11 protein-coding genes are annotated in these 13,421 nt (G+C 64.3%); 3 read left to right on the forward strand and 8 right to left on the reverse strand.

Going from position 1 to position 13,421, the window contains the following annotated elements; translation table 11 throughout:
- Positions 1-185: 185 nt before the first annotated feature.
- Positions 186-1,085 (forward strand): EamA family transporter, encoded by a 900-nt coding sequence (locus ACZXDY_RS34905; protein ID WP_464348654.1) that lies wholly within the window; start codon positions 186-188, stop codon positions 1,083-1,085.
- A 3-nt stretch (positions 1,086-1,088) separates the two neighbouring features.
- Here the strand turns inward: ACZXDY_RS34905 and ACZXDY_RS34910 are convergent, their stop codons facing one another.
- The 4 genes from ACZXDY_RS34910 to ACZXDY_RS34925 are packed head-to-tail and all read right to left on the reverse strand — an operon-like array spanning position 1,089 to position 3,545.
- A complete protein-coding gene (locus tag ACZXDY_RS34910; protein ID WP_464348655.1) occupies positions 1,089-1,559 on the reverse strand; it encodes a DUF1178 family protein in 471 nt (156 codons plus the stop codon).
- Positions 1,556-2,434: a carbon-nitrogen hydrolase family protein gene (locus ACZXDY_RS34915; RefSeq protein ID WP_464348656.1), complete on the reverse strand. Its 879-nt coding sequence runs from the start codon at positions 2,432-2,434 to the stop codon at positions 1,556-1,558. Before ACZXDY_RS34915 ends, ACZXDY_RS34910 begins: the two co-directional genes overlap by 4 nt.
- Positions 2,434-2,706, reverse strand: a complete 273-nt coding sequence (gene grxC, locus ACZXDY_RS34920) for a glutaredoxin 3 (RefSeq protein WP_464348657.1) — start codon at positions 2,704-2,706, stop codon at positions 2,434-2,436. Before grxC ends, ACZXDY_RS34915 begins: the two co-directional genes overlap by 1 nt.
- Positions 2,707-2,735: 29 nt before the next feature.
- Complete coding sequence (locus ACZXDY_RS34925; protein WP_464348658.1) at positions 2,736-3,545, reverse strand: ComF family protein; 810 nt, start codon at positions 3,543-3,545, stop codon at positions 2,736-2,738.
- Positions 3,546-3,623: 78 nt separating this feature from the next.
- Here ACZXDY_RS34925 and ACZXDY_RS34930 point away from each other — a divergent pair, with 78 nt between their 5' ends.
- Complete coding sequence (locus ACZXDY_RS34930) at positions 3,624-4,466, forward strand: methyltransferase domain-containing protein (protein ID WP_464348659.1); 843 nt, start codon at positions 3,624-3,626, stop codon at positions 4,464-4,466.
- Between the two features lie 108 nt (positions 4,467-4,574).
- Here the strand turns inward: ACZXDY_RS34930 and ACZXDY_RS34935 are convergent, their stop codons facing one another.
- The 3 genes from ACZXDY_RS34935 to ACZXDY_RS34945 form a co-directional block, all read right to left on the reverse strand.
- Positions 4,575-4,985, reverse strand: a complete 411-nt coding sequence (locus ACZXDY_RS34935) for a (deoxy)nucleoside triphosphate pyrophosphohydrolase (protein WP_464348660.1) — start codon at positions 4,983-4,985, stop codon at positions 4,575-4,577.
- Between the two features lie 149 nt (positions 4,986-5,134).
- Positions 5,135-6,394, reverse strand: a complete 1,260-nt coding sequence (gene argJ / locus ACZXDY_RS34940; RefSeq protein WP_464348661.1) for a bifunctional glutamate N-acetyltransferase/amino-acid acetyltransferase ArgJ — start codon at positions 6,392-6,394, stop codon at positions 5,135-5,137.
- 189 nt (positions 6,395-6,583) lie between these two features.
- Positions 6,584-7,522 carry a peptidylprolyl isomerase gene (locus ACZXDY_RS34945; protein WP_464348662.1) on the reverse strand — a complete coding sequence of 313 codons (939 nt, stop codon included), beginning with the start codon at positions 7,520-7,522 and terminating at the stop codon, positions 6,584-6,586.
- 351 nt (positions 7,523-7,873) lie between these two features.
- Here ACZXDY_RS34945 and secA point away from each other — a divergent pair, with 351 nt between their 5' ends.
- On the forward strand, positions 7,874-10,711 hold the full coding sequence (secA, locus tag ACZXDY_RS34950; protein ID WP_464348663.1) for a preprotein translocase subunit SecA: 2,838 nt from the start codon (positions 7,874-7,876) through the stop codon (positions 10,709-10,711).
- 1,045 nt (positions 10,712-11,756) lie between these two features.
- On the opposite strand, the gene ACZXDY_RS34955 is transcribed toward secA, so the two are convergent.
- Positions 11,757-13,301, reverse strand: a complete 1,545-nt coding sequence (locus ACZXDY_RS34955; protein WP_464348664.1) for a L,D-transpeptidase family protein — start codon at positions 13,299-13,301, stop codon at positions 11,757-11,759.
- Positions 13,302-13,421: the final 120 nt, after the last annotated feature.

A 13,421-nucleotide genomic window follows, 5' to 3' on the forward strand; every position in this document is an offset into this window, starting at 1 on the left:
TCCCTCACACCCGCCCCGAGTCAATCCGCCGCACCGCACCACATCTGTGCATGCCCTAGTGCTTTCGCAGGGACGACACCGTATATGTTGCCCTGGCGCAATCCTGTCATGCGCTGTTCCGGTTGACCGCGCGCCCGGCGCCCGCCACGGTGATGCCGTTCCCCGCCCCCGCGATTCTTGCGCAGATGCTAACGATTTCCTGGCTCTGGATTCCTTTCACCATCGTCGCCGCGCTCGGGCAGGTTGCGCGCAATGCGATGCAGCGGTCGCTGACCGGGCCGCTCGGGACCTGGGGCGCGACCAATATCCGCTTCCTGTTCGGCTTTCCGTTCTCGATCCTGTTTTTTGCGCTGGTCATCGTGGTGACCGGCGATTCCGCTCCGTGGCCGCCGGTGGCGTTCTGGCCGTGGCTGCTGCTCGGTGCGCTCAGCCAGATCGTCGGCACCGGCCTGATGCTGCTGGCGATGAACGAGCGGTCCTTCGTGGTGACGACGGCTTATCTGAAGACCGAGGCGATCCAGACCGCGATCTTCGGCTTCGTCTTCCTGGGCGATCATCTCACCTTGCTGAAGGTGATCGCGATCCTGATCGCGACCGTCGGGGTCGTCATCACCGCGCTGCGGCCCGGCGGCGAGAAAGGATTTGCGGAGCTGAGGCCGACCATCATGGGCCTGGTCGCCGCGGCCGCGTTCGCGCTGTCTGCGATCGGCTTTCGCGGCGCGATCATCGCGGTGCCCGGCGTCTCCTTCGTGACGGCGTCGTCCTATACGCTGGTGTTCGGCCTGTTCGTGCAGACGCTGGTGCTGTCGATCTATCTGTTGCTGCGGGCGCCCGGGGTGCTCAAGGCGATCCTCGGATTATGGCGGCCATCGATGCTGGCGGGCTTCATGGGCGCGTTCGCCTCGCAATTCTGGTTCCTCGCCTTCGCGCTGACGGCGGCGGCGAACGTGCGCACATTGGCCCTGATCGAAGTCTTGTTCGCGCAGGGCGTAGCGTATTATTCGTTCAAGCAGCCGATCTCGCCGCGCGAGCTTTCCGGCATCGTCCTGATCGTGATCGGTGTGGCGCTATTGATCGCGGCGTGAGGATCAGTTGCGGTCGTCCGGCAGCACCGGCAGCGGCGAGACCTCGACGCCTTCCTCGATCAGCGAGCGGGCTTCCTCCGGCGAAGCCTCGCCGTAGATCGGACGGTGCTCGATATCGCCGTAATGCATCTTGCGCGCCTCGTTGGGGAAGCGGTCGCCGACATTGTCGGCGTTCTTGACGATGTGGTCGCGCAATTCCTTCAGCTTGGCGCGCAGTTCGCGCTCCTGCGCCATCATCAGCGGCGTCGATTCGGCCGGCGCGGGCGCCGGCTGCTCGGCGGGTGCGGGCGCTGCGGTTTCACGGCCCTTCTTGCCGACGATCTGTGGCGCCATGATCGCCTTCTCGACCTTGGACGAGCCGCAGGTCGGGCAGGCCACGAGCTTGCGGCGGACCTGAGAATCGTAAGCCGACGAATTCTGGAACCAGCTTTCGAAAGCGTGGCCCCGTTCGCAGCGCAGGTTGTAGCGGATCATGCTGAGCCCCGGACGAGGTGCAGATGCTCCGGACCTGCCTTGGGGTCGGCGACGGTGAAACGCCGTCCGTGCTGCAGCGAGGGAATCGCCCTGCGCGCGGTCTCGACCTTGGCCGGATCGATCTTCGCCAGGAACACGCCCGGCTCGACGCCGCCCTCGGCGAGGATCTCGCCCCAGGGATCGATGATCAGCGAATGACCATAGGTCTCGCGCTTGTTCTCGTGCAGGCCGGCTTGCGCGGCGGCAAACACGAAGCAGCCGGTCTCGATGGCGCGCGAGCGGAGCAGAATGTGCCAATGCGCCTCGCCGGTCTTGCGGGTGAAGGCGGACGGTACGGTGAGGAAGGACGCGCCGCTTTCGGCCAGCGCGCGGTACAGCGCCGGGAAGCGCACGTCGTAGCAGATCGTCAATCCGATCCGGCCCCAGGGCAGATCGGAGATCACAGCAGTCTCGCCCGGCTGGTAATTGGCCGATTCGCGGTAGCTCTCGCCGCCGGGCAGATCGATATCGAACATATGGATCTTGTCGTAGCTGGCGAGCAGATTGCCGTCCGGACCGATCAGGAAGGACCGGTTCACGGCCTTCTCCGGCGAGAAGCGCAGTGCCAGCGAGCCGATATGCAGATGGATCTTCAATTCGGCTGCGAGCGCGCGATAGGCCCTCAGCGACTTGTCGTCCTCTTCCGTCGCCAGATGCTCGAACAGCGCCTTGCGGTTCAATTGCATCATGTTGCTCACTTCGGGTGTGAGCACATAGTCCGCGCCTTGCGCCGCCGCCTCGCGCACCAGCTTCATGCCCTGCTCGAGGCTCGGCTCCGGCAGAAGCGAGGTGCGCATCTGCACCATGGCTGCGGTGAAGGTGCTGTCGGCACTCATCAGGCCACGCCTTCGCTGGCTAAGAGGCCATCGAGCTTGCCCTCGCGGTCGAGCGCATAGAGCTCGTCACAGCCGCCGACATGGGTGCTGCCGATGAAGATCTGCGGAAAGGTCGAACCGGCGCCGGCCCGCTTGTACATCTCGTCGCGATAGGCCGCGTCGCTGGCCACGTTGAATTCGGTGAACGCCGCCTTCTTGCGGGTCAGAAGCGACTTGGCCGCGCTGCAGTAGCCGCAGCCCGGGCGGGTATAGATTTCAATCGCAGTGGTCATGGTGCGCTCGGTTGTGATTTTGTCCGGGATTATATGGGAGTTTTGTGGCTATCGACAACCCGGGCGAACACCAGCACATCGACCTGTGCCGCCTTGGCGCGCAGAAGCGCCCGCGCGCAGGCGTCGACCGTCGCTCCCGAGGTCAGGACGTCATCGACCAGGATCACGCGGCGGCCCTGGACTTCGGCCGCGCGGTCCGGCCCCACTTTGAAAGCACCCTGGACATTGGTCGCCCGCTGCGCCCGCGACAATCCGACCTGCTGCTCGGTCGAGCGCACCCGGCGCAGCGCATCGGGGGCGAGCGCGACGCCGCTCTGGCGCGAAATGACGCGGGCAAGCGCGCCGGATTGATTGTAGCGGCGGCTCCAGCCGCGCCGCCAGTGCAGGGGAACTGGTACCAAAATATCGGCGTCGCGAAGCAATTCCTTCCCCGCGCGCGCCATCCAGCGGCCCATTGCTGGCGCGAGATCCGTGCGGTCCTGGAATTTCAATGCGTGCACCAGCGTGCGCGCGACGTCGTCATAGCGCACCGCGGCGCGGGCGCGCTGGTAGGCCGGCGGACTGGCGATCGCCTCCATCGACAACAGCTCCGGACCGGGGTCGTAGACGAAGGGAATGCCGAGCCGCGGGCAGAACGGTGGTGCAATGAACGACAATTTGGCCCAGCAGGCGGCGCAGACGCCCTCGCCATCGACCGGCTCGCGGCACGAAACGCACAGCGTCGGCAGCGCGATGTCGAGCATCAGCCGTGCTGCATGCGTCCATGCTCCCTGCGCAACGCTCAGCGCGCCGCGCAGATGGCCTGCAATGGAGCGGGATGGTGATGCCTCGGCGCCCATGGACCGAGGCTAGCCTCATGATCGTGTCAGCTCAAGCATTGCGTTGCCAGAGGCGAAGGCAGGGCGTAACCAGCGGGCATGGCCGCAAATCCGACCACACCTGTGTTGTTCGATCGTTCGCTGCTCGCGGCGCGGCTGAAGCGCGCGCGGCGCGATGCGCCGGTCACCTTCCTGCTCGAGCGCGTCGGCGAGGACATGGCGGAGCGTTTGCAGGCGGTCACGCGGGAGTTTGCCGATGCCGCCGACATCTGGACGCCGGGCAATGCGCTCCATGATCTCTTGCGCGCACGATGCAAGTCCGTCCGCGAGGTTGCGTTCGAGGCTGCCGAAGTCCTTCCGCTGCAGCCGGCTTCGCTCGATCTTGCGGTCTCCGCGCTCGCTTTCCAGTTCGTCAACGATCTTCCCGGCGTGCTCGCGCAGGTACGTCGCGCGCTCAGGCCCGACGGGCTGTTGCTCGCGGCGATGATCGGCGGCGATACGTTGACCGAGCTTCGGCAATCCTTCGCCGCGGCCGAATCCGAATGCGAGGGCGGAGTGTCGCCGCGCGTGGCGCCATTCGCCGATTTGCGCGACATCGGCGCGCTGTTGCAGCGTGCCGGCTTCGCGCTGCCGGTGACCGACGTCGACCGCATCGTGGTGCGCTACGCCAACGCCTTCGCGCTGATGCAGGAATTGCGGCGCATGGGCGCCACCAATATCCTGGTCGAGCGGCGCCGCGCGCCAACCCGCCGCGCCACGCTATTGCGGTTGGCGCAAATCTATGCCGAGCGCTTCGCCGATCCTGACGGCCGCATCCGCGCCACCTTCGACGTGATCTGGCTGTCCGGCTGGGCACCGCATGAAAGCCAGCAAAAACCGCTGCGGCCGGGTTCGGCGAAAGCGAGCTTGGCAGAGGCGGTGAAGCGGGCAGGGAAAGCCTGAGCCAACTGCCGCCGTCATGCCCGGCCTTGTGCCGGGCATCCACGTCCTTTCCTGAGCGTTCCAAGACGTGGATGGCCGGGACAAGCCCGGCCATGACGAGTGCGGGGCCTACAACAGCAGATCAATCAGATGCGGGATCAGCGGAATGTCCGCCGCCGGCATTTCGTACTCGCGCAATTTGTTGGCGCGGACCCAGGCGAGATTCTGTCCCTCGCGCGCCGTCACCATGCCGTCCCAGCGCCGGCAGATATAGAGCGGCATCAGCAGGTGAAACGTCTCATAGGCGTGGCTCGCGAAGGTCAGCGGCGCCAGGCAGGGCTCGGCGACGGTGATGCCGAGTTCTTCATGCAATTCGCGGATCAGCGTCGCTTCCGGCCGTTCGCCGGCCTCGACCTTGCCGCCCGGAAATTCCCAGAGCCCCGCCATCGGCTTGCCGGCAGGCCGCTGCGCCAGCAGCACGCGCTTGTCGGCATCGATGAGCGCGCAGGCAACCACGAGGGTGAGTTTGATATCGGTCATGCAGTCCGCCCGAACTCCGCTGTCGTCCCGGCCTTGCGCCGGGACCCATAACCACAGGGTTTAGCGATGTGCTCCGCTACAACCACTTGCGCGCGCCACAACGCCTCCCTGTGGTTATGGGTCCCTGCTTTCGCAGGGACGACGGTGTCCTATGACCTGTAATCGCCGTTGATCGCGACATATTCCTTGGTGAGATCGCAGGTCAGCACACGGTCGCGGCCCTTGCCGAGGCCGAGATTGACCTTGATCTGGATCTTCGGCGCTTTCATCGCCTGCGACACTTCCGCCTCGTTGTAGGAGGGATCGCGGGCGCCGCTCTTGGCGACGCGGATGCCGTTGAAGGAAATCGAGAGCTTGTCGCGGTTGGCGGGCTCGCCGGCCTTGCCGACCGCCATCACCACCCGGCCCCAATTGGCGTCCTCGCCGGCGATCGCGGTCTTGACCAGCGGCGAGTTCGCCACCGACATCGCGATCTTGCGAGCGGAAGCCTTGGTCGTCGCGCCATCGACGATGATCTCGACCAGTTTCCGCGCGCCTTCGCCGTCGCGCGCCACCTGTTCGGCAAGGTTGGCGAGCACATCGCGGAACGCCTTTGCGAATGCTTTCAGGCGCGGGTCGCTGGCGCGGCTGATCTTCGGTGCGCCGTTCGCGGCCGCGGTGCCGGTCGCGAATGCCAATAGCGTGTCGGATGTCGAGGTGTCGCCGTCGATGGTGACGGCGTTGAAGGTGTCCTCGACCCCGCTCTTCAGGAGCTGCTGCAGCGCGGCTGATGACAGCGGCGCATCGGTGAAGATGAAGGACAGCATCGTCGCCATGTCGGGCGCGATCATGCCGGCGCCCTTGGCCATGCCGTTGATCGTCACCTTGGCCTTGCCGAGCTTCACGGTCGCGGTCGCGACCTTCGGGAAGGTGTCGGTGGTCATGATCGCCTTCGCCGCGCCCATCCAGTCGTCGGGCCCGGCTTGCTCGGCCAGCGTCGCCAGCACGCCGTCGAACTTGGTCGCATCGAGCGGCTCGCCGATCACGCCGGTGGAGGCCAAAAACACCTCATTGACGCCGCAGCCGACCGCCTTGGCGGCGATCTGCGCGGTCAGCGCGGTCGACTGCTTGCCGGTTTTGCCGGTGAAGGCATTGGCATTGCCGGAATTGACCACCAGCGCGCGTGCAAATCCTCCCTTAGAAGATCCGCCTTTGCCGAGCTTGGCGCGGCACCACTCCACCGGGGCTGACGGGCATTTCGACTTGGTGAAGACACCGGCGACGGTGGTGCCCTTGTCCATCACCGCGAGCAGCACATCGGTGCGCCCCTTGTAGCGGATGCCGGCCGCCGCCGTCGCAAGCCTGACACCCGCAATCGCGGGCAAATCGGGAACGTCTGTCGGGGCGAGGGGAGAAACGGCGGTGGACATGGCGGATTCCAATCAGGCAGGCGCAATCGTCATGGCCGGGCTAAAGCGCGAAGCGCGTCTTCGCGCAGGATGTCCCGGCCATCCACGTCCTTTTCCCGGCCGGCGAGGCGCCAAGACGTAGATGGCCGGGACAAGCCCGGCCATGACGAGTGTAGATACTATTGGCTTCGCTGAAGTGACAGCGAATTCTTACTTCTTCGCCGGCGGTGCCATCTTGGAGTCGGACGGCTTGGCGGCGGGCGCCGCGGCGTCCGGCTTGGCGTCGCTCTTGGCGGTCTCTTCCGGCTTGTCCGTGCGCTCGATCTTGGCAGCCTCGCGCAGCTTGGCGACATAGTCGGCCTGTGCCTTGCGGGTCACATAGGTCTCGATCTGGCTCTTGACCTGGTCGAACGGCGGCGCGGTGCGGTTGCGCTTCTCCTCGACCTTGATGATGTGCCAGCCGAACTGCGACTTCACGGGGTCGGAGATCTTGCCCGGCTCGAGCGAAAAGGCGACGGCGGAAAATTCCGGCACCATCTGTTCCTTGGTGAAGAAGCCGAGGTCGCCGCCATCGGAGGCGCCGGGATCCTTCGACTTCTTCTTGGCGAGCTCGGCGAAATCGGCGCCCTTCGCGAGCTCGGCCTTGATCGCCTTGGCTTCGTCCTCGGTCTCGACCAGGATGTGGCGGGCATGCACTTCCTGTTCGCCGGTGATCTGCTTGGAGGCCTCCTCATAGACCTTCTTCATGGCGTCATCGGTGGTCGCAGCCTTGCCCTCGCTGGCAAGCAGGCTATCCATCAGGAGGCGGTTGCGGGTGAAGGCGAGGCGCTTCTTGAACTCGTCGGTATTGTCGACCTTCTTGTCCTCGGCGGCCTTGGCGACGATCTTCATGTCGATCAGGAAGGCCAGAAGGTTATCCTTCCGCGTCGCAGGGTCCATCTGCTGCAGGCTCGGCCCAAGTTCCTCTTCGGCGATTGCCACATCGCTCTGGCGGATCTCCTGCCCGTTGACCTTGGCAAGCACCGGGTTGGAATCCTCAGCGCGGACCGGCAGACCGAAGGCGAGAACCGCGGCGATCGAGCCGGTCACGGCCAGGGATGCGAGGCCGATACGCAAGCCGGGTTTCATTTCCGCGAACGACGTGGTCATGCAAAATCCTTAACTTGTCTCGAACAGGGGAACTTCTCTTGAGCGGGGCGGACACTCGCCCAATCAAGCCGCCTTGGCAACGCGAAAAGTCTGACAAAATGATGAATTCCTTGACATCCTGCCGAGCGTTGACAACCCCCGGAGCGGGCCATATCTCTGGCCCATCGTGTCAATGGCGATAGCGCTCATTTTGCTTACGTTTTTGGCCGTTGAACCTTGGATTGCTTGCTTCCCACTTAATTGGCGGATCGGGCCCCAGGTTGGGGCCGTTGCCGGGGTGCGTCACGGTGAGTTGATAGACAATCGGCGGCACCACGCTCTGGTTGCAACGCAGAAGAACAGGAACTACGCATGATCGGCGCGCTCGCCCGCAAATTGTTCGGCTCCGCCAACGACCGGCGGGTGAAGGGCTATCAGGCCCGCGTCAACGCCATCAACGCATTGGAGCCCGAGCTCGCAAAGCTCTCGGACGAGGCGCTGAAGGCCCGCACCGCCGAATTCCGGCAGGAGCTGGCGAACGGCAAGACGCTCGACGACCTCCTGGTTCCGGCCTTCGCCACCGTCCGCGAAGCAGCCAAGCGCACCCTCGGCCAGCGCCATTTCGATGTGCAGCTCATCGGCGGCATGGTGCTGCATGAGGGCGACATCGCCGAGATGAAGACCGGCGAAGGCAAGACGCTGGTGGCGACGCTCGCGGTCTATCTCAACGCACTTGCCGGCAAGGGCGTCCATGTCGTCACCGTCAACGATTACCTTGCCCGCCGTGACTCCGGCTGGATGGGCCAGATCTATTCCTTCCTCGGCATGAGCACCGGCGTCATCGTCCACGGGCTCGATGATGCCGAGCGCAAGACGGCCTATGGCTGCGACATCACCTACGGCACCAACAACGAATACGGCTTCGACTACCTCCGCGACAACATGAAGTACCGCCTGGAGGACATGGTCCAGCGCGGGCACTATTACGCCATCGTCGACGAAGTCGACTCGATCCTGATCGACGAGGCGCGGACGCCGCTGATCATCTCCGGCCCGCTCGACGACCGTTCGGATTTCTACAACACCATCGACACGTTCTTTCCCAAGCTCGACAAGTCGGACTACGAGGTCGACGAGAAGCAGCGCACGGTGACGCTGACCGAAGGCGGCATGGAAAAGCTCGAAGGGCTGCTGCGCGATGCCGGCCAGCTCAAGGGCGACTCCCTCTATGACGTCGAGAACGTCTCGGTCGTTCACCACGTCAACCAGGCGCTGCGCGCGCACACGCTGTTCACCCGCGACAAGGATTACATCGTTCGCGACGGCGAGGTCGTCATCATCGACGAGTTCACCGGACGCATGATGCCGGGGCGCCGCTACTCGGAAGGCCTGCACCAGGCGCTGGAAGCCAAAGAGCACGTCCAGGTCCAGCCGGAGAACCAGACGCTCGCCTCGATCACCTTCCAGAACTATTTCCGGATGTACGAGAAGCTGGCGGGCATGACCGGCACGGCCGCGACCGAAGCCGACGAATTGTTCGACATCTACAAGCTCGAGGTCGTGGAGATCCCGACCAACCTGCCGGTGGCGCGCCTCGACGAGGACGACGAGGTCTATCGTACGCAGACCGAAAAATACGCCGCGATCCTCGCTGAGATCGAACGCGCCAACAAGCGGCTGCAGCCGGTCCTGGTCGGCACCGCCTCGATCGAGAAATCCGAAGTGCTGGCCGAATATTTGCGCAAGCACGGCTACAAGCAGATCGACTTCAGCAATCACGGCGCGCTCGACAAGCTCTATGCCGCGGCGCGCGCCGGCAAGCCGGCCAAGCTGTTCGCGGTCTTGAATGCGCGCTTCCACGAGCAGGAAGCCTATATCGTCGCCGAAGCCGGCGTGCCCGGCGCGATCACGATCGCGACCAACATGGCCGGCCGTGGTACCGACATCAAGCTCGGCGGCTCGCTCGAGATGCGGATCCAGCAGGAGACGGCTGCGATCACCGATGAAGCCGAGAAGGCGCAGAAGATCGAGCAGATCAAGGCCGACATCGAGCGCTTCCGCGAGATCGTCTTGAAGGCCGAGGAGATCGTCGAGGTCGAGCCCGCCAAGGGCAGCAAGCCTGCGAAGACGGTGACCAAGCCCGGCGGCCTCTACATTATCGGCTCCGAGCGGCATGAATCCCGCCGCATCGACAACCAGCTCCGCGGCCGTTCCGGCCGCCAGGGCGACCCCGGCCGCTCGAAATTCTTCCTGTCGCTGGAAGACGATCTGATGCGCATCTTCGGGTCCGACCGGCTCGACAGCATGCTGACCCGGCTCGGCCTGAAAGAGGGCGAGGCGATCATCCATCCCTGGATCAACAAGGCGCTGGAAAAGGCGCAGCAGAAGGTCGAAGCGCGCAACTTCGACATCCGCAAGAACCTGCTCAAATTCGACAACGTCCAGAACGACCAGCGCAAGGTGATCTTCGACCAGCGCGTCGAACTGATGAAGGACGAGAGCGTCGCCGAGACCGTCACCGACATGCGCCACGCCTTCATCGAGGATCTGGTGGCCAAGCATATCCCGGAGCATGCCTATGCCGAGCAGTGGGATGCGGCTGGTCTGAAGGACGAATTGAAGCGGGTGCTCGATATCGACCTGCCGGTCGACGAATGGGCCAAGGAAGAGGGCATCGCCGACGAGGAGCTCTTGGCGCGGATCGAAAAGAATGTCGACGAGCGCATGGCGGCCAAGGTCGCGCAATGGGGCCCCGACGTGATGCGCTACGTCGAGAAGACGATCCTGTTGCAGACGCTCGACCATCTCTGGCGCGAGCACCTGATCATGCTCGACCATCTGCGCCAGGTGATCGGCCTGCGCGGCTATGGCCAGCGCGATCCGCTGCAGGAGTACAAGACCGAAGCCTTCAACCTCTTCCAGGAGATGAGCTCGCATCTGCGCGAAGCCGTCACCGCGCAATTGATGCGGGTCGAGATCATCCCGCCGGAGGAGCAGCAGCCGGTGTTGCCGGCGATGGAAGCGCACAAGCTCGATCCCAACACCGGCGAGGACGAGATGTCCTTCGCCAACGCCTCGCTGGTGCCGAAGGCCGCCCCCTCCGACCGCGATCCCAACAACCCCGCCACCTGGGGCAAGGTCGGCCGCAACGAGGATTGCCCTTGCGGCAGCGGCAAGAAGTACAAGCACTGCCACGGCCGGTATGCGTGAGATGAGCTGCCCGTAAGCGGGCAGCATTCCGCTCTCTCGAAAATAACGGACCTCATCCCGAGGAGCCGCGCTAGCGGCGTCTCGAGGGATGGGCCACGGGCTCCTCACTATCCGTCATTCCGGGGCGCGCGCAGCGCGAACCCGGAATCCATTTCGCCGCATGCTCTGCGGTTGGATGGATTCCGGGCTCATCGCTTTCGCGATGCCCCGGAATGACGGAGAGAAATTCGCGAGCGATTTCAACCTGATTTGCTCCGTCCAGTCCTCGCGCAAAAAACATTCCGCTTCCGTCGTCGGGCAAATCAGTGATTTAACTCCGCGCGTCTCACCCAAATGAGGGGCGGCTCGCGATCGTCACGAACGTTGCGGTGAGATGCGGTGGACGTGATGGATGTGACTGACGAGCACACGCATCACGGACGGCGAAGTCGTGTGGTCCTGGCGCCCCGACGCTGGCGCTAAGCTTCTATGAAGTGACGGTGGCAAAAGAGCCCGGTCACCGGGGAGAGCGCGAAGTAAGCCGTAAACCATCGCGCAGGGAAAGCCGGAATGCTTCGGTTGAACCTGTGGTCCTACCCCCGTGCTTTTTGTTGCACGGGACCCACGGGTGCAACCAGCACCCGGCTTTCCCTGCGCCCTCTGTTCAATGAGAGGGTGGAACGAGACGCAAGCTCGGACGCAACGTGCCGCGAGAATGCGGACTCACATCCGCCGTTTGAATCAGACGTAGGATGGGTAGAGCGAAGCGAAACCCATCATTCGTGCCGCTTGCCGCCGAAGCTGATGGGTTTCGCTTCGCTCTACCCATCCTACGGAATCGCTGTTTGACATTTGAATCAGAACTCTCCCCGCGTCGTCCCGGGCTTGCGCGCCGCGGCGAAGCCGGGACCCGGGACCCATAACCACAGGCGTCTGTTGTGTGCTCCGTCGCAACCGCTTGCTCGCGCCACAACGCCTTCCTGTGGTCATGGAACCCCGCTTTCGCGGGGACGGCGGCGGTGCGGATGTTGGGAGGATCGCAGGCGGGTAGAACGCCGCGCCGCTTCTACCTCATCGCTCCGAAGCGGTTGTCGAAGGAGTTTGGCTGCACGATCGGCTGCGAGCCTGAGAGCTGCGTGTCCCTGGCGGCCGGCGCGGCTGCGGCGGTCGAGGTGGCCGGCGCATCGGTGACGGTCGGCTTGAGCGCCGGCTTGGCGGCAGCGAGCTTGGTTTCGGTGGGCTTCGGTGCGACGCGAACGACCGATTGCGACTTGGTCTGAGCAGGCTTGATCTCAGCAGACTTGGCCTCAGCAGACTTGGCCTCAGCAGACTTGGCCTCAGTAGCTTTGGGCTTCGCGGCGGCCGCTGGTGCGGAGGGCGGCACGCTGGTGGCGGCGGCGTTGGCGTCGGCCGTGGCGCCGATCCCGACCTTGCGGGCGATGCTGGAGAAGAGGCCTTCCGACTGCTCACCCGACTGCGTGGCGGAAGCGACGCGGGCCGATGACGTCGCCGACGTCGTCGACACCGCCACCACCGGCTCTTCCGGCTGCGCCAGGTTCGGCTTCGGCGGATTGACGGTGGACGGGATCGTGCCGGGCGCGCGCGCCAGCGACAGTGATTGCAGGCTCTGGCTGTCGCCACCCTCGGAGAGGCCGGTGCTGCCCTCCGGCAGCTTGGAGGCGAAGATCTTGTTCATGCCGCCGTCGATGCCGGTGTTCATCCGCGCCACCGGCGTGCCCTTGGAAATCAGCTTGGCAACCTCGGTCGCCTCTTCCTGCTGCTTCTGGCGGACCGCTTCGGCGATCTGGTCGGGAATCACATAGGCCGGGCATTTGGCGGACGCATCAAACACCGGATCGCGGGTGGCGCCCGGCGGCTTGGCGGCGTCGAAGACATATTTCTTCTCGCAGAAGTCGACCTTCGGCTCCTGCTTCGTCACTTCGAAATGATCGTAGCCTTCCTTGATCATCTTCCAGAAAGGCATGTTCGGGTTGTTGCGGTGCTTGGCCATGTTCACCGGCGTCATCCGGAACGGATAGGCCTGCAACTGGAATGCCTTCTGGCCGCCAAAGAACGACTCGCGGCCGAGCGAATAGATCTCCGCGATCTGCTCGTCGGTCATCGCGTAGCAGCCGCGCGAGGAGCAGTCGCCATGCACCATCAACTGTGAGCCGGTGCGGCCGAGCGCCTTGTCGAAGGCGTTGGGGTAGCCGGTGTTGAAGGAGAGGTAGTAGGCCGATTGCGGGTTCATCTGGCCCGGGCTGATCGTATAGAAGCCCTCCGGCGCCTGGCGATCGCCCTCGCGGATCTTCGGACCGAGATCGCCGGACCAGCGGCAGATCGGATAGGTCTTCAAGAGCGCGAACCTGCCGGAGCGGTCCTGCTTCCAGACTTCGAGCTCGGCTTCCTGCTTGAACAGGCGGATCAGGATCGGCGACTGCAGATCCATGTCCTTTTCGGTGATTGCCGCGACCAGCTTCGGCGGCACCGGCTGGTTGGCCTTGGCATTCGATGCGAGTGAGATGTCGTCGCTATTGCAACCGGCGAGCAATACAGCGGCCGCAAGGGCAGCCGAGGCCAGAAGCGCGCGAACCAGCGTGCGGTGATTCAAGTCCAAGCTCCACACCCACCAGGCATTTCGGGCAACCCCAAATCAACCCTTATGCCTTGAAGCGATCGTTAAAATACTAACCTTTGGACTTCCCACCCGCAACCTGAACGGGGCCCGGCG

It is taken from the genome of Bradyrhizobium sp. LeoB3 (genome assembly GCF_055456055.1).